This window comes from Terriglobus saanensis SP1PR4 (genome assembly GCF_000179915.2).
GTDB lineage: Bacteria > Acidobacteriota > Terriglobia > Terriglobales > Acidobacteriaceae > Terriglobus > Terriglobus saanensis.
Genome location: NC_014963.1, coordinates 1186711 through 1212220, shown reverse-complemented (window position 1 = coordinate 1212220; position 25510 = coordinate 1186711). Strand labels below are relative to the sequence as shown.

Genomic DNA, 25510 nt, shown 5'->3' with positions numbered 1-25510 from the left:
TCGCGGCAGAATGGTAAAATAGGGGAGAGAATCCTATGCCTTCTATTGATCGCCGTCAGTCCGTTACCGTGAATATTGGCGGTGTCCTTGTCGGTTCCAGTGCTCCTGTCGTCGTCCAGTCGATGACCAATACCGATACGGCAGACATTGAAAGCACCGTACAGCAGGTCGCTGCCCTGGCCCGCGCCGGATCCGAGATGGTCCGCATTACGGTCAATAACGACGAGGCGGCGAAGGCTGTTCCTTATATCGTGGAAGGCCTGGCGAAAAAAGGCTGGAATACGCCCATCATCGGCGACTTTCACTACAACGGCCACCAGCTATTGACCAAGTATCCCGAATGCGCGCAGGCACTATCAAAGTACCGCATCAACCCCGGCAACGTCTCCATCGGCCGGAAAGATGACGACAACTTTCGCACGATGGTGGAGTGCGCCGTCAAGAACCAGAAGCCCGTCCGCATCGGCGTGAATTGGGGTTCGCTGGATCAGGCGCTGCTCACCAAAATGATGGATGAGAACTCCAAACTGGCTCAGCCCCTGGAGACTCGCGATGTCATGCTGGAAACCATGGTTCGGTCCGCATTGGACAATGCAGCTGCTGCCGAGAGCTACGGCCTGCGTCGCGATCAGATCATCCTGTCGGCCAAGGTCTCCGGCGTTCGCGACCTGATTGACGTCTACAAAGAATTAGCCGGACGCTGCGACCACGCTCTGCATCTCGGGCTCACCGAAGCAGGTATGGGAATGAAGGGCATCGTCGCCTCCACGGCGGGCCTCGCTCCGCTGCTGCTCTCGGGTATCGGAGACACGATTCGCGTCTCCCTTACGCCAACGCCGGACGGCGATCGCTCCGAAGAAGTTCGCTGCGGACAGCAGATCCTGCAGGCACTCGGCATTCGCAGCTTCACCCCTCAGGTCACCAGCTGCCCCGGTTGCGGCCGCACCACCAGCACCTACTTCCAGATGCTGGCCGAGCAGGTCACCAACTACATTACCGAGTCCATGCCCGAGTGGAAGCTGAACTATCCTGGCGTGGAAGAGATGAAACTCGCGGTGATGGGCTGCATTGTGAACGGACCGGGCGAAAGCAAGCACGCCAACATCGGCATCTCGCTCCCAGGCACCTTCGAAGATCCAGTCGCTCCTGTCTACATCGACGGGAAGCTCGCGAAGACGCTCCGCGGGGACGATATCGTTGGAGAGTTCCAAGTGATTCTGGATGACTACGTGAAGAGCCACTACGGTGCAAATGGCAGTGCTACGAAGGCTAAGGTCGAAGAGTTCGTTGTTCTGTAGAAAGAGCATGCTCTCTTTCTTTGTCATCCCGTAGCGAAGCGAAGGGATCTGCTTTTCTCAACAGATTCCTCCGCTTCGCTACGGAATGACAAAAGAAAAAAACCCTAGCTAAGCGATCCCGCCGCCTGCGCAAGCAACTCGTAAGACCTCAATCGGTCACTCTGCTCATACGTATCCGTAACAGCAAAGATCTCCTGAACGCCCGTCTTTTGCAGGAACTCCTTGAGCTTCCGTGACACAGTCTCAGAGCTACCGACGATGGCTTCGCGAAGACGCGCATCCACAGCCTCTTTCTCCATCGCATTCCACACCCCTTCCATCGTGTCCACCGGCGCTTTCAGTTCGACAGGCTGGCTCCGAATCAGCGCGAGAAAGCGTTGTTGCGGCGTAGTGAAGAGGTGCTGAGCTGCCTCATCTGTATTCGCTACGATTACAGGGATACCGGCCATCACGTACGGCTCGCTCAGCGTCGCGGAGGGGTGAAAATTCTGGCGGTAAAGATGGATCGCAGGCAGCAGATAGTCCGGTGCGAAGTGTGCAGCAAAGGCGAATGGCAGACCTAACTGGCCCGCGAGTTGTGCGCTGAATCCACTGGAACCAAGCAGGGTCACAGGGACGTTCGTATTCTCGCCGGGAACCGCGTGGACGATCTGTCCTGCCTTGGGTGCTCCGAGATAGCCGCGAAGCTCCTGCAGCAGCTCGGGAAACTCCTCGCCGGTGCTGCGAAGATCACGGCGCAAAGCACGCATCGTCGGTGCGTCGGAACCTGGAGCGCGGCCCAGACCCAGGTCGATACGGTCGGGATAAATCGAGGCGAGTGTGCCAAACTGCTCGGCGACGATCAGAGGCGCGTGGTTCGGGAGCATCACACCGCCGGAGCCTACGCGGATCGTCTTCGTAGCCTGCGCGACGTGACCAATGAGGACCGCCGTGGCGGAACAGGCGAGGCCTGCGATGGAGTGGTGTTCTGCCAGCCAGAAGCGTTTGTAACCAAGGCGCTCTACATGCTGCGCGGTTTCTACGCTGCGGGCGATCGCTCCACCAGCTGTTTCGCTGGGGCGCATTCCAACCAGATCCAGTACCGAAAGTGTTACGTGTGCCATAGCGATTGGATGATCCGGTCAGGGGAAACGAATCATTCGATGGAACGCGCGCGGCGGCGCAGGTCGGCTAGAGGATAAAACGTTCCGCGCCACGTCACGCCACGCTGCCGAAGGGCGAAGAGCATAGACCGCAGGACCGCATAGATCATCACCACGGCCGCGAACGGAGCTGCAAGAACATACCAGACCGGAATGCGGCTTTGCTTCGCATAAAGCATATAGGTGGCGACCATTGCGAGAAGAGTAACTACCGCTTGCCAGCGCGTTGCATGGACGAAAAGACCGAAGAACGGCAGGACGCAAAACGCGGTAAGCCAGAGACAGATGGCAAGCACCAGTTCCACTCGAAACAGAGCCCCGGCAAACATGTTCTTGGTGAGAACTCCAACAATGCCGCGCATACCTTCTGCCCAATGGATACGGATGAAGTCGCGACCGAAACCGACCTGCGAACGCAGACCTGCGCGTTTGACCGTGCTTGCAAGGCGCATGTCCTCGAGGATCTCCATCGGCATCGCGTCGAAGCCACCGATTTTTTCATAGGCCTCCCGACGAATCAGGTTGAAAGCGCCAACGCCGACAATATCCCGCTTAGCGTGCACATCCTTGACCTTCCAGAGACGCACTGCCCAGATGGAGACGATCTGGAAGAAGCCGAGAACAATACCCTCACCTCGTGTATGAATCTCCATCGTCGGAAGGAGGACGAAGTGGTCTACTCGTTCGCCTTCCGCCGTGGCCAAGGCAAGACGGATCGCTGAAGGTGCGAAGTTCACATCGCCGTCCGTGAAGAGCATCCAGTCGGTTTCGACGCTCCGCGCAGCCAGGGCCATAGCGTGGACTTTGCCCGTCCATTGGGACGGAAGTTCGGAGAGGTGAAGGACCTGAATCACTGCAGGATATTCAGCCGCAACTTGATTCATGATGCTACCGGTTGCATCGGTCGAACGGTCATTGATCGCGATGACGCGCAGCAACGCGTGGTCCTGAGTGGCGAGTGAACGCAGCGTCTGACCAATGGCTGCTGCTTCATTCCGTGCAGGAACAATGATGGTAATCGAAGAGGCTGAGTGCGACTCCTTCGGTGTCTTCAGAAGATCGGGAAGTCGAGGAGTATAGAGAATCGCGGGCAAGACGCGAGACCACCAACTAAGCGCAATCAACCACGCAATGATTTCGACCGCTACTTTCATGCCAGTTGAGATTCTACCTTCGGAGCGAAGCGCGCTCCGTAGAAGAGTAACGCTCCCGCGATAGCAAGAGCGACTACAGTGACTGCCAGACCGAGGCGAAGGTTCGTCGCATCGGAGACAGCGCCGATCAGTCGAGGCGATGGAGCATCTCCAAGCACATGGAGAAGAAAAAGCTCTCCTGCCAGTGCCGTTGCGCGGACACGGGATGAAACAGCATTGACCACCGCAGCGTTGAGAGGTCCTGTGCCGAGGAAGATGCAAAACTCTGCGAGCGCAAGCGACGGCAGACTAAGTTTGCCGGGGCCGAAGAAGCAAAGGAGAGCAAACGGTATGGACGACAACGCACTCCACGCACTCACCAGATACAGAGCGCGATGGTTCGTCTTGATCCACTTCTGTGCCCAGATCCCGCCCAGGACAGTGCCTGCGATACCCGCGACGACTGTGATCGCTCCCACGGAGAAGTCTGCCTTCTGTAGCGACATGCCGTGGAAGCGCTGGAAGAACGTCGGAATCCATGCTGCGACTCCGCCGATCATGAAGGTCACCATCGCAAAGGCGATCACAGAGGTGGTATAGGCGTGGTTCTTAACGAGGCCGAGAACCATCTGCTTTTCGGGCTTCGATTCGCTCTTATCGCTGGCTCCGCGCTTCGGCTCCTTCATGAAGAAGAGAACGGCGAAGGCAAAAATAATTCCCGGAATTGCCGAGACAAAAAATGGTGCGCGCCAGCCGTGGGCCGCTGCCAGTCCACCACCCGCAGCATAGCCAATCGCGGCGCCCACTGGAACTGCAAGATTGAAGATCGTAAGCACGCGATTCCGTTGCTCCGCAGGATAAAAGTCGGCGAGCACCGCGGGAGCGAAGATGCCGAAGCTCGCTTCTCCAATACCCAACGCGGCGTGGCGAACAAGCAGAGCGTCGTAGCTGTGTACGAAGGCGGTGAAGAGATTCACACCGCTCCAAAGCAAGGCTCCGGCGAAGATCAGGAGCTTGCGCGACATACGATCGCCGAGCCATCCCGTAGCCGGAGCCGCGACGATGTAAGCGATAAAGAACCATGTCGTCAATGCACCCACAGCCTGATCGGTGAGCGAGAACTCGTGCTTCACCATCTCCTGCACACCGGGGAGAATGTAGCGGTCGATGTAGTTGACGAAGTTCAAGGCCGTCAACAGCACAAGAGCAACCGTTGCACCGGCTAGCCCCACTTTATTCGGCTTCGCAGGGGCCTTCATGGCGTTCAGCATAACAGGTCGCAGAAGACTGAGGTGAGAGCGCTGGCACTCGCTTCTTTCTCAAGTTCGTCGGGAATAGACGCACTCGTTGAAGTGTCTTATCTGCTGTCGGGAGTCTGGCATTCCGCATCTTTCTCGCCAGCACCGGCCTTAGGAGCTTCATGAGCAAGATTCTCTTCGCCGTTACCCCTACAGTTGGACATGTAAACCCTATGCTCCCGCTTGGAAAACATTTGGCCGAGAATGGACACGAAGTATTTTTTCAAACATCCGATCTCTTCGCCTCCAAGGTGGAAGCCACCGGAATGCGGTTCGTTCCGCTGCTTGGTAATGCGAATTACGACTACCACAAGCTCGGTGAACTCATACCCGAACTTCGGACGGCACAGCCCGCCGATCAGACCCTCATCTACCTGAAGCATCTCTTTGGCGACCGTATTCCCGATCAATATCGAGGTCTGGAACAGACCATTGCGGAGAAAGAAATTGATCTTGTGATAACAGAGGTCCTCTTTTTAGGGATCTTGCCTTTATTGATCGGCGGTAGCCCTCGCCCGCCCGTCATCAGTTTTGGAGTGACCGCACCTTTGTGGACAGACCCTGCCTTTTCCATATTCTCCGGTCCTGACACGACACCGGAAGGAAGAATTCGCAACATCGCCGACAACAACCAATTCCTGGCGGCGCGTGCCTCTGGACATCGCTATGTCGATGGCATCCTCGATCGGTTGGGTTTCCCCCTGCCTGGCGGATACAGCCTAAATACTCAGTATCGTCTCCCCGACACCTTCATTCAGCTTGGGGCCGAGGCCTTCGAATATCCCATGGAAGACCGACCTGCCAATCTGGTCTTCAGTGGTCCCCTTCTCCCCAAGGCCACAGCCCCCACAAAAACACCCGAGTGGATGAACCGACTGGATCCCTCTCTGCCTCTTGTTCTGGTGACCCAAGGCACCCTGGCGAACTTCGACTTCGACCAACTCGTCAATCCAACGTTGACAGGTCTTGCCAATGAACCGGTGCAGGTCGTCGTCACCGCCGGCGATAGCAAGAGCGGAAAAATTATCTCAACGAGGAATGCAATCGTCGAGTCTTATATCCCCTATGAACTCGTGCTGCCCAGGACAAGCGTCTTTGTTACGAATGGCGGATACAACGGCGTGCAGCAGGCGTTGACCTATGGCGTTCCCATCGTCTCCTGCGGCGCAAGCGAGGATAAGCCCCGTGTAGCGGCGCGCGTGAGTTGGAGCGGTGTGGGTATCGGCATCAAAGACGGAGTCGCGACGCCGCAAAAGATCCGCGGTGCGGTGCGTGAAATTCTTGATCATCCACGCTATGCTGAACGCGCCGGAAGCATCGGTGCAGAGATCGCGAAAGTAGACGCGCTCCAAACAATCTCCCGCATCGTGAATGAAACCCTCGCAAGGACCGGGGCGACTTACGCATAAAATAGCTAAGCGGCCTACCGCCTTGGATCGTCCTCAGTGCGTGGATGATAAGCCGTCACAATCGTTGAGATACCACCCCGAGGACGGAAATCGCCCTTGATCTCGCACCAGATTGGGTCGCAGGCTTTCACTACATCGTTGAGGACCTGATTGACGATGTTCTCCTGGAAGATGCCGAGGTTGCGATAGTGGAAGAGGTATTCCTTGAGGCTCTTAAGTTCAAGGCAGCTCTCGCGCGGCATGTAGCGGATCGTCAGAACACCGAAGTCGGGAAGGCCGGTCTTGGGGCAGACGGAGGTAAATTCGGGGTCGTCGACGAGAATCTCGTAGGCACGGAAGTGGTTCTGCCATGTCTCAATCGCTGGGAAGGCATGGTCGAGGCCTGCTGCGGCGTGCTCGTCGGTGTAGCGCTTGTCGGTAGTCATTGTCATCCTTTGGGTACTCTCTCCCGAGGTAGCACCTGCTTCGTACGCTGATCGTTTCAGGGAGATCGCTGCAAATTTCATCCTGGTGGAGTTCTGCTCTTGCATTGCTCTTAGAAGCTATATCTCTATTTTATCGGATTGAGACAGGCACGTATGCCACGGGAATGTAGTTTGGTTTGTTGGAGTTGCGAGGATTGGGTGTTGACAGGAATTTATACGCTGCGCATAACCCACACATCGCTAAGAGCGCGATGTATGGGGCACCCGATTGTGAATTTTCCTGATGGATCTAGTTTGTGCTCTGCGCGACCCCACCCTTTCGTAAAGAGCGCGAAAGAATGGGGCACGAAAGGGATCTGCTAGTCGCGGCGGCCCAGGGTGGGGCGGTCGTCGGATTTGTCCTGACCGGAGGTAGTGGCACTGGGATCGTTGCTGCCAGCGGAGGTCCGGCGGAGTGTCGGCTTGTTGCCGTCCTTCTTGTCGTCAATCTTGCGCTTGTTCTGGATGCGAGCGAGGCGGGCCTTGATGTCGTCGTACTCCGAGGTGGTGACAACGTAGTCAGGTCGCGCAGGAAGGATTGTGGCGATCTCTTCTTCCGAGCGAGCGATGCGGTCGGGCGTCTGGGGATGATCGGAGAAAGCGCGGGCGAGCATGCCGGGCTTGTGCTTTTCGAGAGCGTCCAGCTTTTCAAAGATCGAGATGAAGGCCTGCGGATCGTAACCGGAGCGGTACATATACTGCACGCCGAGCCAGTCTGCCTGCGCCTCAAATCCGCGCGAGAAGGAGAGGAAGGTCATGGGGATAGCGATCTGCGATGCCTCGTAGATCCCGTAGCCAGTCCAGCCGCCAACAAACAGAAGCGGGACAGAACCGATCTGCGCGTAGTTCATGCGCGTCATCTCACGGGCGGCGTGGTGGGCGCAGACGTGAGCGGTTTCGTGCGCCATCACACCGGCGAGTTCGGCTTCTTCGTCCGCAGCCAGGATTAGGCCGGAGTTGACGTAGAAATATCCGCCTGGGAGAGCCATGGCATTGATTTCGTCGGAATCGATGACCTTGATCGTGAAGGGAACCTTGCAGTCGGAGTTCTTGACGATGTTCTGGCCTACGCGATTGACATACTCGTTGATGACCGGATCGGTGATCAGATGGGCCGACTTTTCAATCTCCATCGAGTATCCCTTGCCATTGCGGACCTCCCAATCGACCGAATACCAGTTGCCCATGCCGCGGCCACCGATGTCGCGGGTTCCAGCGGCGTTGACGTCATCAATCGAACCGGACTTGATGTCCTTTTTCAGGTCGTCGCCCACCTCGGGGATGGAGTCGGATTTTGCGTCGGCCTTTTTCTTCGCGGCGTCAAGGTCAGCCTGCGTCGCAGTGGGCCCCTGCGGCGCCTTGCTCTGCGGCTGCTGGTTCGGGTTCTGATTTTGGGGATTATTTGAGACCTGCGCGCTCAGCGCAAGCGGGGTAAGAACAAGAACGGCAGCGGCGTGGAGGAGTTTCATGGCGGTGTGGCTCCCGGGAAAAGGGGCGTAGCTCTGCCCGCGTCTCCTGTTCTCTATTAGACGCCTTTTTTGAAAATTAGTTCTGGTGTCCTGGGAGGAGAAAGCGCCATCGCCTTTGAGGACGGAAGATGTGGTGTGAGCTTTGCAAAGCAGATCCCTCGCTTTGCTGCGGGATGACAAATGAGTAGGGCTGTGGCGTTTTCACCACAGCCCCGCGTCTTCTAATCGTTCGGGGTCTCGAGGTGGGTGACGAGGTCTTCGCCCATGATGTGACGGAGGGTATTTTTTAGTTTCATGGATTGAATGAAGAGATCGTGTTCCGGGATGTTTCCCGGGGCGGTGTCGGGCGCTTTGAAGTAGAAGCTGAGCCACTCCTGTACGCCGAGGTGCGAGAGTGAGGGCGTGCGTGCGGCAAGATCCATGTACAGGCAGAGATCGAGCGCTAGCGGAGCGGCAAGGATGGAGTCGCGGCAGAGGAAGTCGACCTTGAGTTGCATGGGATAACCCAGCCAGCCGAAGATGTCGATGTTGTCCCAGCCCTCTTTGTTGTCGCCGCGAGGCGGGTAGTAGTTAATTCGGACTTTGTGGAAGATGTCTTTGTAGAGATCGGGGTGCTTGTCGGGCTGGAGGATGTATTCCAGAACGCCGAGCTTCGACTCTTCCTTAGTCTTGAAGGACTCGGGATCGTCGAGGACTTCGCCGTCGCGGTTGCCGAGAATGTTGGTTGAGTACCAGCCGGAGAGTCCGAGATAGCGCGTCTTGAAGGCTGGCGCGAGAACGGTCTTGATGAAGGTCTGACCGGTCTTGAAGTCTTTGCCGCAGATGGGTGCACCTGTGAGCTTCGAGAGCTCGCGGAGAGCGGGAATATCTACCGTTAGATTGGGCGCGCCGTTGGCAAAGGGAATGCCCTCTTTGAGACAGGCCCAGGCGTACAGCATGGAAGGCGAGATGCCGGGGTCATCGTCGACGAGGCCTTTTTCGAAGGCCGCCAGCGTCTGATGGACTGCGGTTTGTTCGAGGAAGATCTCCGTCGAGCCGCACCAGAGCATGACCTGACGGTCGGTCCTTGTTTTGAACTCGGCGATGTCGTTGCGGATCTGGTTGGCGAGATCGCACTTGTTCTTGCCGGTCTTGATCCGTGTCCCGGTGAGGCGTTTGACGTAGTGCTGATCGAAGACGGCAGGCATGGGCTCGATGGATTCGAGGAAGGGACGGATCTCTTCGAGCTGATCGCGATCGAGCACGTTGGCGGTTCTAGCGGCCTCGTAGAGATTGCCTCCGAAGATGTCCCAGCCAGTGAAGACGAGATCGTCAAGCGCGGCGATGGGCGCGAAGTCGCGGATAAGCGGCTGGTTGTCGTCGGAACGTTTGCCCAGACGGATGGTGCCCATCTGCGTCATGGAGCCGATGGGTTTGGCGAGACCGCGGCGGATGGCTTCCACGCCAGCGATGAGCGTAGTGGCGACGGCCCCCATGCCGGGAATCATGATGCCGAGTTTTCCTGCGGCGGGTTGGATGTCAGCGGCTTTCGGTGCTGTGGATGCTTCGGTCATTGCGAACTTCACTCCTGCTCGGTGCTGCGTATTTTGCGTTGAAGAGAGATGCTTCCAAGGCCGAGCATACGTGCAGTTTTTACGTCGCGCTGGGGCGAAAAAGGCCGAAATTGGCAGACAGCGCTAACGCCCATTTACGATGAAGGTCATGAGTGCATCTACCACGGTGGATTTAGTAGGCGTAGGCCTGAACGCCACCGATACCGTAATATCTGTTGAAAAATTTCCTGCAGTGGGATCAAAAGTCGAGTTTCACGCAGTCAACGTGATGCCGGGAGGCCAGACCGCTTCGACGGTCGTGGCCTGCCAACGATGGGGCATGAGTACGCGCTACATCGGCCGCGTCGGCGACGATGCGGCAGCTTCCCTCCACCGCGAGGCCTTTGCCGCTGCGGGTGTGGACGCTCAGATCGTACCCGTAGCAAACTGTGCGAGCCAGCAGTCCATCATCATTCTGGATAGCACAGGCGAACGCACGATTCTGCACAAACGCGATGAGCGGCTGGCGTTGTCGCCTGCAGACCTGAAGCGCGAGTGGATTGTGAATGCGCGCATGCTGCACGTGGATGGATGGGACACGGAGGCTGCGACCGTCGCGGCGCGATGGGCGCGCGAAGCCGGTGTACTGGTGAGTTGCGATCTGGACCAGCTTTATCCCGGCGTAGAAGAGCTGATCACCTGCATTGATTACGTGATTGCCAGCGCGGACTTCCCTTGCCGCTTGATGGGTGAAGACGACATCGAGAAGGCCCTGAAGGCGATGCATCGCGAGTACGACTGCAAGCTCAGCGCTGCAACGCTTGGCCATGACGGCGTACTGGCCTGGGATGGTGAGACGATGCACTACCAGGCGGCGTACAAAGTTCCTGTGGTGGATACGACGGGCGCGGGCGACACCTTTCGCGCGGGCTTTATCTACGGCCTGCAGCAGGGGTGGGCGCTGGATCATCAGCTCGATTTTGCCTGCGCGGCAGCAGCCTTAAACTGCACGGCGCTCGGAGCTCGCGGCGGGATTAAGACACTGGCAGCGATCGAACAGCTACGGAGCACGGGCGAGCGTTATACGAGGCAATCCTGACGATGCCGGTGCTGTACATCGCTTCCACAAACGCCGGGAAGCTGCGAGACTTCCGCGCGGCTGCGGAGGTCTTTGGAGTGGACATCGAGCCGCTTCCGGGGTTGAAGGAGATTCCGGCTCCGGACGAGACCGAGAAAAGTTTTGAGGGGAATGCACGCCTGAAGGCCGAGTTTTATTCGGCGTTGGCACTGGGCAAGCTGGTTCTGGCGGATGACTCGGGGCTGGAAGTCGATATGCTGGGTGGAGCTCCGGGTGTGCGGTCGGCGCGGTATGCGGACGATTCGGGCTTTGTTTTCGAGGGCACGGTGGATCAGCGCAACAACGCTTGCCTGCTGGCCGCACTGGGCGATGAGGTCGATCGGCGTGGACGCTACCGGTGTGTCCTGGTGCTAGCTCGTGATGGAGCGGTTGTCGATGTGAGCGAAGGCTCGGTTGAAGGGGAGATTCTCGGCGCGCCCGTTGGGGAGGGTGGATTTGGGTACGATCCCCTCTTCTGGCTTCCGGACCGTGGGCTCACCATGGCAGAGCTAGATGATGCGGAGAAGCAAAGGGTGAGCCATCGCGGACGGGCGTTAGTGGGGATCCTTTCGCGTCTGTAATGCATTTGCATTACACTAGTCTTCGAGGTGAAGGCCATGGCAGCTACGGCGCTGGTTCAGACGAGGATCGACCCTGAAATCCGGGATAAGGCGGCAGAGGTATTGCAGCGCGTGGGGCTGACGGTCTCCGACGCGGTGCGGATGATGCTGACGCGGACGGCGAATGAGGGTGCTCTGCCGTTTGGGGCGGCGGACGCGGATTACGATGCGTGGTTTCGTGCCAAGGTGCAGGAGGCGCTGGAAGATCCCCGACCGGAATCCCTAGCGAAATCGTAGAAGCCAAGTTCGCAGCGAGGCGGGCTCAGTGGTTACGTGAGATTGAAGAAGAAAAGCGAACCCCTACGAAGCGATGAAGTTGATCTGGACTGTCCCTGCTGACGAAGATGCCGATGCGATCTTTGCAAGAATCTATTCCGAGAACAAAGAAGCAGCACTTCGAGTTCATGACGCGATTTACGACGCGTCCGAGTCGCTCGCTTCCTCAAGCCGGAAGAATAGGCCGCGCTGCGCGGGACACGCGAGATTCCTGCTAACGGCACACCTTCATCTGCTCATCTACAGGGTTTCCAGAGATCAGGTGCTGCTCTTGCGGGTGCTGCATGGAGCGCAGCAGTAGCCATAATTTTCGATGTGGCTCCAAAATCGCACAAAGACCACGATAATCGCACGATCGCTCGAGTTTCGATTGACGGTCGTTTAACCGTCGCTGAATAATGGCTGTGCCTGCCTTTTCAAGAAGTTAAAGCACTCTGCGATTGAAGGTACTTGAGGGAGTAAGACTATGGCTTCGGTCGCTGCACCGGCACCACCATCCAATCAGCATCCGATCAAGGGTGTTCAGCCACTGCGCGCGGGCGAGGGAAACTCGTTTGTGCTGCGCCGGCTTCATTCCCTGACGGGCATTGTTCCCATCGGCGCATTTCTGGTCGAACATATCATCTCGAATATCGAGATCGTGCATGGCCCGCTGGCCTATGCGCAGCAGGTGAAGTTCTTGAACGGCCTGCCGCTCGTGCGCGTGCTCGAGTGGGCGTTCATCTTTATCCCGCTGGCCTTCCACGCGCTGTACGGCGTGTACATCGCCATCAAGGGCCGTCCTAATGTAAATGTGTATCCGTGGGCGGGCAACTGGATGTACCTGTCGCAGCGCGTGACGGGCATCCTGGCGCTGGCGTACATCATTCAGCATCTGTACTTCCAGCGGTTCACGGGTGTGAGCCTGCCGGAGCATCCCGGCCTCGCGTACTGGAAGGTGCAGTATGAGCTTTCCAATCCATGGATGGTCGCCGTCTATGTAATTGGCATGATCGTAACGTGCTGGCACTTTGCCTACGGCGTCTGGCTCTTTGCAGCGAAGTGGGGCATTACGCCTGGCGATCGCGCGCGAAAGAAGTTCGGATGGGTCTGCGGTGTCTTTGGAACGGTGCTTTGCGCGGCCGGCCTTTGGAGCATTATCGCCATTGTGAGTGCGCCTGCGGTTCCGTTTGAAGATGTGATGCCTGCGCAGCAGCCGGGTGTGATGGCTCCATCCATGCCTGTTCAGAATGAGTCGCAACAGCAGCCGCCGTTGACACAGCAGTAGCAATCGAGTGAGGGAGTAAACGATGGCAGCAGTGCCTAAGATTATTGTGGTTGGTGGTGGACTGGCGGGCTTGTCGTCGGTGATCAAAATTGCTGAGGCGGGCGGTAAGGTCGACCTGTTTTCGATCGTACCGGTGAAGCGTTCGCACTCGGTCTGTGCGCAGGGCGGCATCAACGCCGCGAAGAACCTGAAGGGCGAAGGCGACGACGTCTTCAAGCACTTTGACGACACGATCTACGGTGGCGACTTTCTTGCCAACCAGACGCCCGTGAAGAACATGACGGCGCAGGGCCCGGCGATCATCGATCTGCTGGACCGTATGGGCGTCCCATTCAATCGCACACCGGAAGGTCTTCTGGACTTCCGCCGCTTTGGTGGAACGCTCTATCACCGCACGGCTTTTGCTGGCGCGACGACGGGACAACAACTTCTGTACGCGCTGGATGAGCAGGTTCGCCGCTTTGAGAGCGAAGGGAAGGTTCAGAAGTACGAGGGATGGGAGTTTCTCTCCGCCGTGCTCGACGAGGCTGGCGTCTGCCGCGGTATCTGCGCGATGGATCTGCGCACGATGGAAGTGAAGACCTTCCACGCGGACGCGATCATCATCTGCACGGGCGGCAATGGAGCGATCTTCGGCAAAAGCACGAACTCCGTGGTCTGCACTGGATCGGCCGCCTCCGCGCTGTATCAGCAGGGCGCGTACTACTCCAACGGCGAGTTTATCCAGGTGCATCCGACGGCGATCCCGGGCGAGGACAAGCTGCGACTGATGTCCGAGAGCGCACGTGGCGAAGGTGGACGCGTCTGGGTTCCGCGCAAGAAGGGCGATCCCCGTCCGGCGAAGACGATTCCCGAGGCGGACCGTTTCTACTTCCTGGAAGAGTGGTATCCGAAGTACGGCAACCTTGTGCCGCGTGATATTGCGACGCGTGCGATCCATCGCATTGTGTACCAGGAAGATCTTGGCATCGACGGACAGCCGATGGTGTATCTCGACGTCTCACATATCGACCGCGAGGTGCTGGAGAAGAAGATCGAAGGCATCCTCGAGATCTACGAGAAGTTTGTCGGCGACGATCCGCATGAAGTGCCGATGAAGATTTTCCCGGGCGTGCATTACACGATGGGTGGACTCTGGGTGGACTTCAACCAGATGACGAATATCCCAGGTGTGTTTGCCGCAGGAGAAGCGGATTACTCGATCCACGGTGCAAACCGCCTGGGTGCGAACTCGCTTCTCTCCTGCATCTACGGCGGCTTTGTCGCCGGGCCGCAAGCGATCCTTTATGCCAAGAATCTACCTGCACAGAAGGGCGATGGAGGAGCGGCGAAGGAAGAGGTTCGTCAGCGCGAGTTCAACAATATTCTTCTGCAGAACGAAGGCACAGAGAATCCGTTCAAGCTATGGCGTGAGCTCGGCGATACGATGACGCGGCACGCGACGATCATTCGCTACAACGCGGGTCTGCGCGAAGCCGACGAGAAGATCGTCGAACTGCTCTCTCGTTATCGCAACATCAATCTCTCGGACAAGAGTGCATGGGCGAACACCTCGTTTGCCTTCGCTCGTCAGCTCTACAACATGCTGCAGCTCGCGCGCGTGATCGTGCAGGGTGCGGAGAAGCGGGATGAGAGCCGCGGCGCGCATTACAAGCCGGACTTCACCGAGCGCAACGATGAGAAGTTCCTGAAGACGACGATGGGATCGTATGACCCGATAGCGGATGCTCCGGTGATTACGTACGAAGAGGTCGACACACAGTGGATCACGCCGCGCCCGCGCCGGTATGACGCTTCCGCTTAGGTTTCACTTTGATATTGGAGAGGGATTAGATGGCAGAGACAAAGGTAGCTCCGAAGACGATCAGAGTGGAAGTGAAGCGGCAGGCCACGCCCGAGGCTGCGGCGTTTGTGGAGAAGTTCGAGTTTCCCTATCGGTCGGGCATGAACATCACTTCCCTGCTGGGCGAGATCGCCATGGCTCCGATCACGAGCGAAGGCAAGCAGACGACGGCCGTCACGTATGACTCGAACTGCCTGGAAGAAATCTGCGGCTCCTGCGCGATGCTGATCAACGGCAAAGCACGGATGGCGTGCAGTGCTCTTGTGGACAAGCTGATGGCGGAGACGAAGGATGGCACGATCTCCCTCGCTCCTCTCAGCAAGTTCCCTGTGGTGCGCGATCTGGCGGTTGACCGATCCGTGCTCTTCGAGAATTTGAAGAAAGTACAGGCTTGGGTGCCGATCGATGGCAGCTACGATCTGGGGCCTGGACCACGGCAGTTTCCGCAGATTCAGGAAGAGCGGTATCCATTGTCCAATTGCATCTCGTGCACGATCTGCATGGAGGTCTGCCCGCAGTTCAATGAGGCCACCGGCTTTGTGGGCGCGGCGACGATTGCACAGGCGAAGCTCTTCAATATGGACCCTGCGGGAGCCGTGTTGAAGGAAGAACGTTTGCGCGCGCTTGCTGGCGATGGAGGAATTCAGGAGTGTGGCTTTGCGCAGAACTGCGTGCAGGCCTGCCCGAAGCAGTTGCCGCTGACGGAGGCGATTTCGGATATGGGTCGCGATGTCTTTGTGCAGCAGGTGAAGGACTTCTTCGCTCGGTAATCTATTTGATCGGTATGACGGGAGTGCTTCGGCGCTCCCGTTTTTTGTTTTACAAGATTTTGTTGGGTGCGCTTCGCGCATAACCCATGTCCCAAAATCGGGACATGGGGCACCCGGCGTATGCGTTGAACTTATTTCCTGCGGCGGAGTTGGATGATGCGGCTGGTCATATCCTGCGCATCGCTAAGCGCTTCATCGCTTACATTGCCAAGGCGTTTCGCGCGGCGCTCACGGATCTGCTCTTCCGATCCGGGCACCTTGGACTTCGCCGTAGAGACATCCTTCGCCGCTTTGATCCATTTTGCTGCTTCATTGCGAACAGTCTCACTGCGGCTGCTGTCCTGCGCCGTGGCGGCAAGGATCTGATCTCCCTCTTTCGTCTGCGAGAAGAAGAAGAGGGTGAGGAGACTTACCTGTGCCACCTCATCCTTTTCGCTGGCGAAGCGGTCGAGCGCCGCTTGAAGCCACAGATTCTGATCGACGGGAAGGAGCAGGTAGACAAGGCTGATGGGCTGCGAGAGTGTCGTTGTGTGTTGTGGCAAAGAAACGCGGAACTTCGGGTCATCCAGGATGTGAAGCCCAGCCTGTGTGGTGTCTGCACCGGACATGGAAAGGTCGTGCACAGTAGAGAAGTAGACCGAAAGGACAACGTCTTTGAGGTCGGCACGCGGAAGGGCTTGTGCGGCGAGATCACCGTCGGCGGTCTCCTTGGAAAGCGAGAGCAGGAGGCTGGTTCCGTCCATCATGAAAAAAGGCGGATTGGATGCGTCTGCAAGCTCGACTCGGAGCAGAGGGAGCGTGGTCTCAGGGTCTGCCTTCACATCCTTCCAGAACTGATCCATCTGTTGCGATTTTTGGGACTGTTGCGCCTTACTGATCTTCGAGGGCGAGAAGCTGTAAAGCGAGGTTACCCAGGTGTGCATGGCAGCTTGCGTGGTAAGAGTCTGGGCCTGCGCTACGCAGGAGGCGGCAAGGATGAGGATCAGGACAAGTCGATTGCGAAATCCCATGTGCTTTTGTCTCTCCTTTGGCTCTGGGAAGATTCTACGTCCGTGGAGTTCAGGGTTCTGCGGGAATCATCCTGAAGCAGCGCCTTAGAAGTCCGGTTTGTGCGCTCCACGCGACCCCACCCTTTCGCGATGAAGCCGCGAAAGAATGGGGCACGGGACCCTTCTGTTTCTCTTGTGCGTTAGGATTTTGGCATGGCAATGAATATGGATCGGCGAGGGTTTCTCTCTCTTGGGGCTGCCGCAGCGGCGGGTTGGGCTATGCCGGTCGAGGCAAAGGTAGCGCCGGGCGCGGGGCACGTGAAGTACATCTTCTTTACCGATACGCATCTGGAACCGGAACTAAAGGGCGACGTTGGTTCGGCGCAGGCCTTTGCGAAGATCAAGGCGATCAAGCCCGAGTTCTGCATCCAGGGCGGCGACCACTGCTTCGATCTTGCGGTCGCGCCGCGAGATCGCTCGATGATGTTGCTCGATCTGTATCAGAAGACGGAGCACACGCTGGATATGCCGATCCATCACGTGCTCGGTAACCATGATGTCTTCGGGCGCGGAACGAAGAGCGGCGTGAGCGAGAGCGATCCGCTCTATGGCAAGAAGGCGTTCGAGCAGAAGTTCGATGCGAAGACGTATCGCTCGTGGGATTACAAGGGTTATCACTTTATCGTGCTGGATTCGGTACAGATCACGCCGGACCGTTATTACTCGGCATGGATCGACGATCCGCAGATTGCGTGGTTGAAAGAAGATCTAGCGGCGGTAAAGGCTGGGGTGCCGATTGTGATTTCTGTGCACTGCCCGCTCATCTCTGCAGCGAACGAGTACAAGTCGCCCTGGCACGAACCTGATCCGGGACAGGCGAAGTACCCGACGTTTTTGACGGGGAATGCCTGGCAGGTCCTGCCGCTCTTCGAGGGACACAACATCATCGGGGTCTTCCAAGGACACACGCATTTGAACGAAGTGGTCTACTGGCGCGACATTCCATTCATCACCAGCGGCGCCATCTGCGGCAACTGGTGGATGGGATCGCGCTGGGGTACGCCGGAGGGCTTTACCGTTGTGGAGTTGGATCGCGGGCGGATTCGCTGGCGCTACGAGACATATGGCTGGACAAGTGTAAAATCGGAGGCCGACCCGCTGCCTGTAATTCTGCAACCAAGCGTTCCGGGAAGCTGGCCGACCGTCTAAAGATTTCCGCATCGTTCGATGCTTGAGCAGCCTCCAATCGCAGGAGGTAGTTCGATGAGTGTCGAAGTGACAATGGTCCAGACGGTGATTGCCAACTGGAAGCTCGTAGTTGGACGTGCAGACAAGTTGTTTGCCGGATTGAGTGACACAGAACTTGAGCAGGAAGTGGCGCCGGGAAGAAATCGGCTCATCTATCTGTTGGGGCATCTGACTGGGGCGCATGACCGCATGTTGGCGCTTCTGCGTTTGGGCGAGCGTCTGCATCCGGAGTTGGATGAACCCTTCGGTAAGTTACCGGATCGTGCGGCGGCGGAAATACCTTCTGGCGAAACCTTGAAGGCTGCTTGGCTTCAGGTGAACGCGACGCTGCTGGCTGGCGTTGAGAAACTCACCCCGGCGGAGTGGATTGAGCGGCACGCAGATGTGAGTGAAGAAGATTTTGTGAAAGAGCCCGGACGAAACCGGCTGGCTGTTTTTCTCAGCAGGACAAGCCATCTCAGCTTTCACGTGGGCCAGATTATTCTGACGCGCAAGAAGTAGTGTCGGGTAACAGAAAGCCCCGCATGATTGCGGGGCTTCTGTTGTTGCTTGCCAAGGAAACTACTTAGTGAAAATGGTGGATTCCGGATCGCGCTGCTCGTTGTTTTTCATGCGATTGCTGGAGCGAGTTGCCGACTCTTCGGCGATGCGGTCCAGGTTGGACTGGTGCTCAGGGTGCTCGATGGCTTCGTGCGAAGGACGTGCGGGACTCTTGGTGCTGTTTGCGTCGACCTTGGATACTTCGTTCATAACGGTCACCTCGCCTAAGATAGACGCCATAGGGCGAGTTGGAGTTTGCTCGCATTTTTCGCCTAAGAAACGATGAGGGTTATGCGCGATTGGATGGCAGAGGCGCGGCAGGTGCATGCGGATGCAGTAGTTCTGGACATGCACGCGGATACGCCGCAGAGGTTTGTGGATGAGGGCTGGGCGTTTACAGAAAAGGATCTGCGTGGCGGGCATCTCTCGCTGCCGACGGCTCTGACCGGCGGATTAGACGGTGAGTTCTTCGCTGCCTGGGTAGAGCCGCACGAGTGGGCAGGACAGTATGCGGAACGCACACGCGCTTTGATCGATGGCGTGCATGCGCAGGCTTCTGTTGGAGCGATGCGTGTGTGTGTGACCGCGCAAGAGGTTCTGGATGCCAAAGCCGCAGGACAATTTGCCGCTCTGATCGGTATTGAAGGCGGACACTCCATCGAAGGTCGACTCGAACTGCTGGAAGAGTTTTATGCGCGCGGTGTGCGCTATATGACGCTCACGTGGTCCAACACGAATGAGTGGGCGGACTCCAGCGGCGATGTGGCGCGTCATGGCGGCTTGACGGAGTTAGGCGGAGACGTTGTCCGCACGATGAATCGGCTGGGAATGATCGTGGACGTTTCTCATGTTTCCGATGCGACTTTCTGGGACGTGATGAAGGTTGCGGAAGGGCCGGTGATCGCATCGCACTCCAGCGCGCGCGCCCTGACCAAGGCACCCAGGAACCTGACGGATGAGATGATGCGTGCTATTGCGGAGAGCGGAGGCATCGTGGGGATCAACTTCTTCCCTGCCTTTATCGATGAGGGATGGAGGGCTGCATGGAATGCCCTGAAGCCGGAGAGAATTCAACGACATAAAGACGTCGCGCAGGCGTTTCGAGAGCGTGGCGAGGCGATTCCTTTTCATATCTCCGATGGCGTAGACCGCGAGTTTACCGCGAAGATTGGCCGCGCTCCCTTTCGCTCGCTGATCAATCATTTTCTGCATGCGCTGGAGATCGTTGGGTCGGAGCATGTCGGGATTGGGACGGATTTTGACGGCATTCCCGAGCCTCCGGAGGGAATCGACAGCGCCGCAGACCTGCCAAAGGTCACCGCAGCTCTTCTGGAGGCCAGGGTGAGCGCGGAAGAGATGAAAAAAATATTAGGAGGAAATCTGCTACGGGTGATGGATGCGACGGGCCGGTGAAGATACGGCCGGGGTCGCGCTATGAGCTTGGGAGCGGTATTCTGGATAAGTTGCGTATGAAGACTTTATTCCGTTCTGCTCTTCTGATGATGGCCCTTTCCTGCTGTGCGGGATGGGCGCAGAGTTCACCCTCCGCTACGCTGGCACAGAGCGCGCCTGCGGCTGCCCCTCCTTCCACGACGACACCGCCGCCAGCAGCGCATCCGGTCGACGATCTTCCCGATTCGCCGAGCGCGACGGAAAAGCTTCTGCCGTCGCCTGAGCCCAACGGACCGATGATTATCCTGGACACAACCATGGGGCGGTTGGTCTGCCAGGCCTTCGAGAAACAGTCCCCACTGGCGGTCGCAAATTTTATTGCTCTTGCCCAGGGAACGAAGGAGTTCACGGATCCCGCGACGGGTAACCGCATGACTAAGCCTTTTTACGACGGAACGACCTTCCATCGCGTGATTCCGCACTTCATGATCCAGGGTGGCGACCGTCTGGGAACGGGCGGCGGAGATCCGGGCTTCTACTTCGCCGATGAATTCGATCGCGGTCTTCGCTTTGACCGCGCCGGACGTCTGGCTATGGCGAACTCCGGACCGAACACCAATGGTTCTCAGTTCTTCATTACCGAAGATCCCGTCGACCAGCTTGACGGCAAGCACACGATCTTCGGGCAGTGCGATGCGCACAGCATCCTGATTGTGCAGTCCATCGCGCGCGTGGAACGCACTGCCGAAGACAAGCCCATCACCCCTGTGGTCATCAATAAGGTGACCATTGCGCGCGAAGGCCAGGCGATGCCTGCCGAACCAGCCACCACTCCCGCGGTTCCCGCGACACCCCCGGCGGCCCACTAAATTTTTATGAGAACAACTGATTTTTCCAAGGAGAAAGCAATGGCAGATCGCGCACCGGGAACTTACGCCACGTTCAAGACGAGCGAAGGCACAATCGTTTGTAAGTTGTTTGAGAAGGACGCGCCAGAGACGGTGAAGAACTTCATCGAGCTGGCCGAGGGAACGAAGAGCTGGTCCAGCCCTTCCAAGAAGGGCGAAAAGCTCTATGACGGCACCGTCTTTCATCGCGTGATTCCTGAGTTCATGATTCAGGGCGGAGATCCCGAAGGCAGCGGCATGGGCGGACCGGGATACAAGTTTGCCGATGAGACCAAGGGTTCACCGCATGGCTTCCAAGAGAAGGGCAAGCTGGCGATGGCGAATGCCGGTCCCAACACCAACGGTTCGCAGTTCTTCATCACGGTGGGCGCAACGGGCTGGCTGACGGGCAAGCACACCATCTTTGGTGATGTGGTCGAAGGCTACGACATCGTGGAGAAGATCTCCAAGGTGAGCCGCGACGGCATGGACCGTCCGAAGACGCCGGTGGTTCTGGAGTCGGTCACGATCGACCGCGTCTAGTACGCGTTACTGGTAACGATGTTGGGCAGAGGGTGAGCTAAGGAAGAGTGCCGTCGGAAAGACGGCCTCATCCAGCTCACCCTTTTCCAGTTCGTCGAGGTAGAACGCCGCGTAGTTGTAAGGCGCGTGGGCAAAACCGGCCAGAGTCGGATTGATGGCGGTGTTTACCTTTGGCATCGCTGGCTGGAACGGGATATAGGCGAACAGGGAAAGCCCCGATACCATCAGCAGAACCGAGAGTGCTTTTGCGACTCTGAGTACAGGGAGCGGACGTGTGATGCAGGCCAGCATGACGGCCAGCGAGACCTGCAGGACGCGCGATCCGGGATCCGAGACACCCAGAGCGGTGCCGGGCAAGAAGAGATAGGCTACGCCGCAGATACCGCCTGTGATCCAAAGAAATCGGTTGGGCGCATCGGATCGGAAAGACGCGCGCGCACTCTGCGCGATGGCCCAAAGAAGCAGTGCGGCCAGAACAAGCGTAGCCATCAGCAGGATCAGGTAGAACGGTTTGCCGAAGAGTGAGAGGGAGAGCGAGCGCTGCGTGTCGACGGGATTGATGAAGCCCAGTCCCTTCACCAGAGAGTTCACTTTGTAGGCGAGTATCCACGCGTAGCCGCCCTGCCCCAGCGTCGATAGCATGGGCGCGTGGGCGTCCGCGTTGTGCGCCAGGAAGACTCTGCCCCAGACGTACCAGAGCGTAAGCAGCGCGGAAGGCACCACGGAGAGGAGCAAGCGGTATCTTTTCACCTGATATGCGTAGAGAGCCAGCATAAGCGCCGCGAAGGTGAACGGGATCATGTGGGTGAAGAAGAGCAGCACCAGCATGAGGCCGAGAATCCAGATGCGCTTCGGAGAACGTAGGAGCATCGCGGCGAAGAACATCGCCAATGCGATGCCCCATTGAAAGTTGATGAAGCCCCACCAAAGATTCAGATTGAGGAAGGTCGCCGTAGGCAGGATGAACCAGAGGTCCGCCGGAGCGTTCGAGGCACGAAAAATCGAGCGCAGAGCGAAGGCAGAGAAGGCCAGTTGCAGGCACAGCCACAGTTTTGCCGCGAGCTGCCACGGCATAACAAGCGCCAGCAGACCGATGCCTACAGTCGTAGCACTATTCGGGACGGGATAGTGCTTGAGCGTGTGGAAGGCGTCGGCAAGACCAAGAAGATGATTGCGAAAGAGAACTCCCTCATAGGTCCAGATGGAGTAGTCCCCAAGCAGCGGAACGGCGTGGTGGAACAGGACAAGCAGGATGTAGGCGGCGAAGAGAGAGAAGAGGTAGATCCGCGGCCACGTGTGTTTCGGCGTAAGGGCGTCAGGCGCTTGCGGCATGAGCTATGGTACCCCGCGCTATTTAAGTTGGAGGAGCGTGCGCGTGCGTTCCGTCATGCGCTCGTAGAGAGCTGCGTCTTTGTCCAGGGAGAGATCGAAAGAGGGGACGAGAGAGCGGAGAGCTTCTGCGCTGGCGGTTCCAATCGAGATGCCACGGGTCACAAGTTCCAGCATAATGGAGACTGCGGTGGAGGCACCAGGAGAGGCTCCGAGCAGTGCAGCGAGAGAGCCATCGGCAGAACGGATGATCTCTGTACCAAACTCCAGCTTGCCAAGTTTGTCCTTGTCGGACTTGATGATCTGTACACGCTGCCCGGCAATTTCGAGCTTCCAGTCCTCGCCGCGGACAGAGGGGATAAAGTCGCTCAGAGCGGCGATGCGGTCTGCCTGCGATTGAATCACCTGGCCCACAAGATAACGCGTGAGCGAGAAGTTCTGCGCTCCTGCTGCGAGCATGGGCACGAGATTTTCTGAGCCAATGGAGCCGGGAAGATCGCAGAACGAGCCCCGCTTGAGGAACTTGGTGGAAAAGCCCGCGAAGGGCCCAAAGAGGAGCTCGCGCTGGCCTGCGATGACGCGCGTATCGAGGTGCGGCACAGACATCGGCGGTGCGCCAAGCGCGGGCTTTCCGTAGACCTTGGCCGCGTGTTGCTCGATGACGGCGCGGTTGGTACAGCGCAGCCACTGGCCGCTGACGGGAAAACCACCGTAGCCGCGGCCTTCGGGAATGCCGGATTTCTGCAGAAGAGGAAGTGCTCCGCCGCCTGCACCAAGGAAGACGAAACGCGCGGTAATTTTGCTGGTCTTCTTGGTCGTAAGGTCCTGGACCTCGACGTACCAGCGTGTGTCTGGTAGCCGTGTCAGTCCGGTGACCCTGTGCAGCAGGAGAAGGCTGCTTCCCTGCTGCTGCATTGAGGCTATGAGCGAACGCGTGAGTGCGCCGAAGTCGAGGTCTGTGCCGTCCGCGAAGCGTGTGGCGGCAACGGGCTGAGTCGCATCGCGGTCGCGCATCATGAGGGGGATCCACTCGCGTAGTTTGGCGGCGTCGGTGGAGAATTCCATCGCGGAGAAGAGCGGCGAGGTAGCGAGCGCTGCGTGGCGACGACGCAGATAGTCCACTGCCTCAGCGCCCTGCACGAAGCTCATGTGCGGGATGGCGTTGATGAAGCTGCGCGGATTTGTGAGGAGGCCGCGTTCTACGAGCGTCGCCCAGAACTGGCGCGACTGCTGAAACTGCTCGTTAATCTTGACCGCGCGAGTAATTTCGATGCTGCCGTTTTTGAGTTCCGGCGTGTAGTTGAGTTCACACAGAGCGGCGTGCCCTGTGCCTGCGTTATTCCATGCGTCGGAAGACTCTTCCGCTACGGCAGAGAGCGATTCGACGATGGTGATGTTGAGCGAGGGATCCAGAAGCTGGAGAAGCGTGCCCAGGGTTGCGGACATAACGCCGGCACCGACGAGAAGGACGTCTGTGCTGCGCGGCGTGTTGTGTTCGGTCCCTGGCATCGCGTTATTTCATGTTCTGGACGATGCGTTTGGAAAAGGCCGAGGTGGAGGCTAAAGCCGAACCGGCCATGCCCTTATGGAAGTCGATGGTGACGAACTTCTGCTTGATCGTCTCTTCCATCGCCTTCTCGATCATGTCGGCAGCTTCTTTCCAGCCGAGGAGTTCAAGCAGAAGAACGCCGGAAAGGATCACGGAGCCGGGGTTGACGACGTCCTGGTCCGCGAGGCGTGGCGCCGTTCCGTGCGTTGCCTCAAAGACCGCGAAACCATCGCCGAGGTTCATGCCCGGCGCGATACCAAGACCGCCAACCTGCGCGGCGGCAGCGTCGGAGAGATAGTCTCCATTGAGGTTCGTCGTTGCGAGGACGGAGTACTCAGCAGGCTTCAGCAGAAGGTCCTGGAAGGTAGCATCGGCGATGCGGTCGTTGACGAGGACCATGCTCTTCCACTTGCCGTTGCCGTGGGTCTCGCCGATCTTCGCGAGAACGTCCTTCACTTCGGCGACGATCTTCTCTCCAAAAGCAGGGGCGGCGAAGGTGATGCCGGGCTCAACGATTGCGGCAATCTCTTCTGGTGTGATGCTGGCGTTCTTGTCGAGTGCGCCGAGGATCCAGCTTTCACGCTCGGTGATGATCTGAGCGCGGAACTCTTCCTTGGCAACCTGGTATCCCCAGTCGAGGAAGGCGCCTTCGGTGAATTTCTGAATGTTGCCCTTGTGCACAATCGTCATGACCTTGCGGTTGTGATCGATGGCGTACTGGATGGCAGCGCGGACGAGGCGCTTCGAGCCGCGGATGGAGATGGGCTTGATGCCAAAGCCCGCATCGTCACGGAGGCGCTTCTTCGTACCGGCAAGCAACTCTGTGTTAACGAAGTCCATGAACTTCTTCGCTTCGGGAGTGCCCTCTTTGAACTCGATGCCCGCGTAGATGTCTTCCGTGTTCTCGCGGAAGAGAACGATGTCGACCTCATCCGGCTTGAGCATAGGGCTGGGCACGCCGGGATAGTGCTTCACCGGGCGGATGCACTGGTAGAGATCGAGCGTCTGGCGCAGCGTTACGTTGAGCGAACGGATGCCGCCGCCGATGGGCGTGGTGAGCGGTCCCTTGATGGAGATACGGAAGTCGATGGCCGCCTGCACGGTGTCCTGGGGGAGCCAGTCGCCCTTTTCGCGGAAGGCCTTTTCGCCTGCGAGGACCTCGTACCACTCCACCTTGCGCTCGCCCTTGTAGGCCTTCTCCACGGCGGCGTCGAAGACCATCTGCGCGTTCTTCCAGATATCGCGGCCGGAGCCGTCACCTTCGATGAAGGGAACGATGGGGTGCGAGGGAACGATGAACTTTCCGTCCTTGTAGTCGATGACCTGTCCGTTGGGAGGGAGGGCGATGCCGTTGTAGCTTGTCTGCATATTTTCCTTGCGAGAGGCGGGTTTGCT

The 25510-nt window shown here is 58.1% G+C and carries 25 protein-coding genes; 14 read left to right on the top strand and 11 right to left on the bottom strand.

Annotated elements, in window-relative coordinates:
* Positions 1-35: 35 nt before the first annotated feature.
* Positions 36-1298: a flavodoxin-dependent (E)-4-hydroxy-3-methylbut-2-enyl-diphosphate synthase gene (gene ispG, locus ACIPR4_RS05105; protein WP_013567588.1), complete on the top strand. Its 1263-nt coding sequence runs from the start codon at positions 36-38 to the stop codon at positions 1296-1298.
* A 104-nt stretch (positions 1299-1402) separates the two neighbouring features.
* Here ispG and ACIPR4_RS05100 read toward each other — a convergent pair whose 3' ends face one another.
* The 3 genes from ACIPR4_RS05100 to ACIPR4_RS05090 are packed head-to-tail and all read right to left on the bottom strand — an operon-like array spanning position 1403 to position 4844.
* A complete protein-coding gene (locus tag ACIPR4_RS05100; RefSeq protein WP_013567587.1) occupies positions 1403-2401 on the bottom strand; it encodes an LLM class flavin-dependent oxidoreductase in 999 nt (332 codons plus the stop codon).
* Between the two features lie 32 nt (positions 2402-2433).
* Entirely contained in the window at positions 2434-3594 is a 1161-nt protein-coding gene (locus ACIPR4_RS05095; protein ID WP_013567586.1) for a glycosyltransferase family 2 protein, read from the bottom strand.
* Positions 3591-4844, bottom strand: a complete 1254-nt coding sequence (locus tag ACIPR4_RS05090) for a spinster family MFS transporter (RefSeq protein ID WP_013567585.1) — start codon at positions 4842-4844, stop codon at positions 3591-3593. Before ACIPR4_RS05090 ends, ACIPR4_RS05095 begins: the two co-directional genes overlap by 4 nt.
* Before the next feature lie 149 nt (positions 4845-4993).
* Between ACIPR4_RS05090 and ACIPR4_RS05085 the strand changes: the two genes are divergently transcribed.
* Positions 4994-6280 carry a glycosyltransferase gene (locus tag ACIPR4_RS05085; RefSeq protein WP_013567584.1) on the top strand — a complete coding sequence of 429 codons (1287 nt, stop codon included), beginning with the start codon at positions 4994-4996 and terminating at the stop codon, positions 6278-6280.
* 14 nt (positions 6281-6294) lie between these two features.
* On the opposite strand, the gene queF is transcribed toward ACIPR4_RS05085, so the two are convergent.
* The 3 genes from queF to ACIPR4_RS05070 all read right to left on the bottom strand — a co-directional run bounded on the left by queF (position 6295) and on the right by ACIPR4_RS05070 (position 9766).
* The gene (gene queF / locus ACIPR4_RS05080; protein WP_013567583.1) at positions 6295-6705 is read right to left on the bottom strand and encodes a preQ(1) synthase; all 411 of its coding nucleotides are present in this window, start codon (positions 6703-6705) and stop codon (positions 6295-6297) included.
* Between the two features lie 359 nt (positions 6706-7064).
* On the bottom strand, positions 7065-8213 hold the full coding sequence (locus ACIPR4_RS05075; protein WP_013567582.1) for a M48 family metallopeptidase: 1149 nt from the start codon (positions 8211-8213) through the stop codon (positions 7065-7067).
* A gap of 221 nt (positions 8214-8434) precedes the next feature.
* A complete protein-coding gene (locus ACIPR4_RS05070; RefSeq protein ID WP_013567581.1) occupies positions 8435-9766 on the bottom strand; it encodes an inositol-3-phosphate synthase in 1332 nt (443 codons plus the stop codon).
* A gap of 148 nt (positions 9767-9914) precedes the next feature.
* Here ACIPR4_RS05070 and ACIPR4_RS05065 point away from each other — a divergent pair, with 148 nt between their 5' ends.
* The 7 genes from ACIPR4_RS05065 to sdhB all read left to right on the top strand — a co-directional run bounded on the left by ACIPR4_RS05065 (position 9915) and on the right by sdhB (position 15638).
* Complete coding sequence (locus tag ACIPR4_RS05065) at positions 9915-10844, top strand: carbohydrate kinase family protein (RefSeq protein ID WP_144312322.1); 930 nt, start codon at positions 9915-9917, stop codon at positions 10842-10844.
* 2 nt (positions 10845-10846) lie between these two features.
* A complete protein-coding gene (locus ACIPR4_RS05060; RefSeq protein ID WP_013567579.1) occupies positions 10847-11443 on the top strand; it encodes a non-canonical purine NTP pyrophosphatase in 597 nt (198 codons plus the stop codon).
* Between the two features lie 36 nt (positions 11444-11479).
* The gene (locus tag ACIPR4_RS05055) at positions 11480-11719 is read left to right on the top strand and encodes a type II toxin-antitoxin system RelB/DinJ family antitoxin (protein ID WP_222829259.1); all 240 of its coding nucleotides are present in this window, start codon (positions 11480-11482) and stop codon (positions 11717-11719) included.
* 73 nt (positions 11720-11792) lie between these two features.
* On the top strand, positions 11793-12059 hold the full coding sequence (locus tag ACIPR4_RS23450) for a type II toxin-antitoxin system RelE/ParE family toxin (RefSeq protein ID WP_041585928.1): 267 nt from the start codon (positions 11793-11795) through the stop codon (positions 12057-12059).
* Positions 12060-12224: 165 nt separating this feature from the next.
* Complete coding sequence (locus ACIPR4_RS05045; RefSeq protein WP_013567578.1) at positions 12225-13025, top strand: succinate dehydrogenase/fumarate reductase transmembrane subunit; 801 nt, start codon at positions 12225-12227, stop codon at positions 13023-13025.
* A gap of 22 nt (positions 13026-13047) precedes the next feature.
* The gene (gene sdhA / locus ACIPR4_RS05040) at positions 13048-14829 is read left to right on the top strand and encodes a succinate dehydrogenase flavoprotein subunit (RefSeq protein ID WP_013567577.1); all 1782 of its coding nucleotides are present in this window, start codon (positions 13048-13050) and stop codon (positions 14827-14829) included.
* Positions 14830-14858: 29 nt separating this feature from the next.
* Positions 14859-15638: a succinate dehydrogenase iron-sulfur subunit gene (gene sdhB / locus ACIPR4_RS05035; RefSeq protein ID WP_013567576.1), complete on the top strand. Its 780-nt coding sequence runs from the start codon at positions 14859-14861 to the stop codon at positions 15636-15638.
* Positions 15639-15769: 131 nt separating this feature from the next.
* On the opposite strand, the gene ACIPR4_RS05030 is transcribed toward sdhB, so the two are convergent.
* A complete protein-coding gene (locus ACIPR4_RS05030) occupies positions 15770-16648 on the bottom strand; it encodes a hypothetical protein (protein ID WP_013567575.1) in 879 nt (292 codons plus the stop codon).
* Between the two features lie 192 nt (positions 16649-16840).
* Between ACIPR4_RS05030 and ACIPR4_RS05025 the strand changes: the two genes are divergently transcribed.
* Both ACIPR4_RS05025 and ACIPR4_RS05020 read left to right on the top strand, forming a co-directional pair.
* Positions 16841-17836: a metallophosphoesterase family protein gene (locus ACIPR4_RS05025; RefSeq protein WP_013567574.1), complete on the top strand. Its 996-nt coding sequence runs from the start codon at positions 16841-16843 to the stop codon at positions 17834-17836.
* Between the two features lie 54 nt (positions 17837-17890).
* Positions 17891-18376, top strand: a complete 486-nt coding sequence (locus tag ACIPR4_RS05020) for a DinB family protein (RefSeq protein ID WP_013567573.1) — start codon at positions 17891-17893, stop codon at positions 18374-18376.
* A gap of 60 nt (positions 18377-18436) precedes the next feature.
* Here the strand turns inward: ACIPR4_RS05020 and ACIPR4_RS05015 are convergent, their stop codons facing one another.
* Complete coding sequence (locus ACIPR4_RS05015) at positions 18437-18625, bottom strand: hypothetical protein (protein ID WP_013567572.1); 189 nt, start codon at positions 18623-18625, stop codon at positions 18437-18439.
* A gap of 81 nt (positions 18626-18706) precedes the next feature.
* Here ACIPR4_RS05015 and ACIPR4_RS05010 point away from each other — a divergent pair, with 81 nt between their 5' ends.
* The 3 genes from ACIPR4_RS05010 to ACIPR4_RS05000 are packed head-to-tail and all read left to right on the top strand — an operon-like array spanning position 18707 to position 21237.
* Positions 18707-19828 (top strand): dipeptidase, encoded by a 1122-nt coding sequence (locus ACIPR4_RS05010; RefSeq protein WP_013567571.1) that lies wholly within the window; start codon positions 18707-18709, stop codon positions 19826-19828.
* Positions 19829-19884: 56 nt separating this feature from the next.
* A complete protein-coding gene (locus ACIPR4_RS05005; RefSeq protein ID WP_041586443.1) occupies positions 19885-20676 on the top strand; it encodes a peptidylprolyl isomerase in 792 nt (263 codons plus the stop codon).
* Between the two features lie 39 nt (positions 20677-20715).
* Positions 20716-21237, top strand: a complete 522-nt coding sequence (locus tag ACIPR4_RS05000; protein WP_013567569.1) for a peptidylprolyl isomerase — start codon at positions 20716-20718, stop codon at positions 21235-21237.
* A gap of 6 nt (positions 21238-21243) precedes the next feature.
* Here ACIPR4_RS05000 and ACIPR4_RS04995 read toward each other — a convergent pair whose 3' ends face one another.
* From ACIPR4_RS04995 to ACIPR4_RS04985, 3 genes are read right to left on the bottom strand one after another with little or no spacing between them, the layout of a single operon-like run.
* Positions 21244-22569: a hypothetical protein gene (locus ACIPR4_RS04995; protein WP_013567568.1), complete on the bottom strand. Its 1326-nt coding sequence runs from the start codon at positions 22567-22569 to the stop codon at positions 21244-21246.
* Between the two features lie 18 nt (positions 22570-22587).
* Positions 22588-24075 carry a malate dehydrogenase (quinone) gene (gene mqo / locus ACIPR4_RS04990; protein ID WP_013567567.1) on the bottom strand — a complete coding sequence of 496 codons (1488 nt, stop codon included), beginning with the start codon at positions 24073-24075 and terminating at the stop codon, positions 22588-22590.
* A gap of 4 nt (positions 24076-24079) precedes the next feature.
* The gene (locus tag ACIPR4_RS04985; protein WP_013567566.1) at positions 24080-25483 is read right to left on the bottom strand and encodes an NADP-dependent isocitrate dehydrogenase; all 1404 of its coding nucleotides are present in this window, start codon (positions 25481-25483) and stop codon (positions 24080-24082) included.
* Positions 25484-25510 lie beyond the last annotated feature (27 nt).

What these genes read in the sequence shown, in the direction of transcription:
- ACIPR4_RS05095 (WP_013567586.1), bottom strand. Translation starts at nt 3,594, where the DNA reads ATGAAAGTAGCGGTCGAAATCATTGCGTGGTTGATTGCGCTTAGTTGG.
- ACIPR4_RS04995 (WP_013567568.1), bottom strand. Translation starts at nt 22,569, where the DNA reads ATGCCGCAAGCGCCTGACGCCCTTACGCCGAAACACACGTGGCCGCGG.
- sdhA (WP_013567577.1), top strand. Translation starts at nt 13,048, where the DNA reads ATGGCAGCAGTGCCTAAGATTATTGTGGTTGGTGGTGGACTGGCGGGC.
- ACIPR4_RS05020 (WP_013567573.1), top strand. Translation starts at nt 17,891, where the DNA reads ATGAGTGTCGAAGTGACAATGGTCCAGACGGTGATTGCCAACTGGAAG.
- ACIPR4_RS05070 (WP_013567581.1), bottom strand. Translation starts at nt 9,766, where the DNA reads ATGACCGAAGCATCCACAGCACCGAAAGCCGCTGACATCCAACCCGCC.
- ACIPR4_RS04985 (WP_013567566.1), bottom strand. Translation starts at nt 25,483, where the DNA reads ATGCAGACAAGCTACAACGGCATCGCCCTCCCTCCCAACGGACAGGTC.
- sdhB (WP_013567576.1), top strand. Translation starts at nt 14,859, where the DNA reads ATGGCAGAGACAAAGGTAGCTCCGAAGACGATCAGAGTGGAAGTGAAG.
- ACIPR4_RS05010 (WP_013567571.1), top strand. Translation starts at nt 18,707, where the DNA reads ATGCGCGATTGGATGGCAGAGGCGCGGCAGGTGCATGCGGATGCAGTA.
- ACIPR4_RS05100 (WP_013567587.1), bottom strand. Translation starts at nt 2,401, where the DNA reads ATGGCACACGTAACACTTTCGGTACTGGATCTGGTTGGAATGCGCCCC.
- mqo (WP_013567567.1), bottom strand. Translation starts at nt 24,075, where the DNA reads ATGCCAGGGACCGAACACAACACGCCGCGCAGCACAGACGTCCTTCTC.
- ACIPR4_RS23450 (WP_041585928.1), top strand. Translation starts at nt 11,793, where the DNA reads ATGAAGTTGATCTGGACTGTCCCTGCTGACGAAGATGCCGATGCGATC.
- ACIPR4_RS05000 (WP_013567569.1), top strand. Translation starts at nt 20,716, where the DNA reads ATGGCAGATCGCGCACCGGGAACTTACGCCACGTTCAAGACGAGCGAA.
- ACIPR4_RS05005 (WP_041586443.1), top strand. Translation starts at nt 19,885, where the DNA reads ATGAAGACTTTATTCCGTTCTGCTCTTCTGATGATGGCCCTTTCCTGC.
- ACIPR4_RS05075 (WP_013567582.1), bottom strand. Translation starts at nt 8,213, where the DNA reads ATGAAACTCCTCCACGCCGCTGCCGTTCTTGTTCTTACCCCGCTTGCG.
- ACIPR4_RS05015 (WP_013567572.1), bottom strand. Translation starts at nt 18,625, where the DNA reads ATGAACGAAGTATCCAAGGTCGACGCAAACAGCACCAAGAGTCCCGCA.
- ispG (WP_013567588.1), top strand. Translation starts at nt 36, where the DNA reads ATGCCTTCTATTGATCGCCGTCAGTCCGTTACCGTGAATATTGGCGGT.
- ACIPR4_RS05060 (WP_013567579.1), top strand. Translation starts at nt 10,847, where the DNA reads ATGCCGGTGCTGTACATCGCTTCCACAAACGCCGGGAAGCTGCGAGAC.
- ACIPR4_RS05090 (WP_013567585.1), bottom strand. Translation starts at nt 4,844, where the DNA reads ATGCTGAACGCCATGAAGGCCCCTGCGAAGCCGAATAAAGTGGGGCTA.
- ACIPR4_RS05055 (WP_222829259.1), top strand. Translation starts at nt 11,480, where the DNA reads ATGGCAGCTACGGCGCTGGTTCAGACGAGGATCGACCCTGAAATCCGG.
- queF (WP_013567583.1), bottom strand. Translation starts at nt 6,705, where the DNA reads ATGACTACCGACAAGCGCTACACCGACGAGCACGCCGCAGCAGGCCTC.
- ACIPR4_RS05025 (WP_013567574.1), top strand. Translation starts at nt 16,841, where the DNA reads ATGGCAATGAATATGGATCGGCGAGGGTTTCTCTCTCTTGGGGCTGCC.
- ACIPR4_RS05065 (WP_144312322.1), top strand. Translation starts at nt 9,915, where the DNA reads ATGAGTGCATCTACCACGGTGGATTTAGTAGGCGTAGGCCTGAACGCC.
- ACIPR4_RS05030 (WP_013567575.1), bottom strand. Translation starts at nt 16,648, where the DNA reads ATGGGATTTCGCAATCGACTTGTCCTGATCCTCATCCTTGCCGCCTCC.
- ACIPR4_RS05045 (WP_013567578.1), top strand. Translation starts at nt 12,225, where the DNA reads ATGGCTTCGGTCGCTGCACCGGCACCACCATCCAATCAGCATCCGATC.
- ACIPR4_RS05085 (WP_013567584.1), top strand. Translation starts at nt 4,994, where the DNA reads ATGAGCAAGATTCTCTTCGCCGTTACCCCTACAGTTGGACATGTAAAC.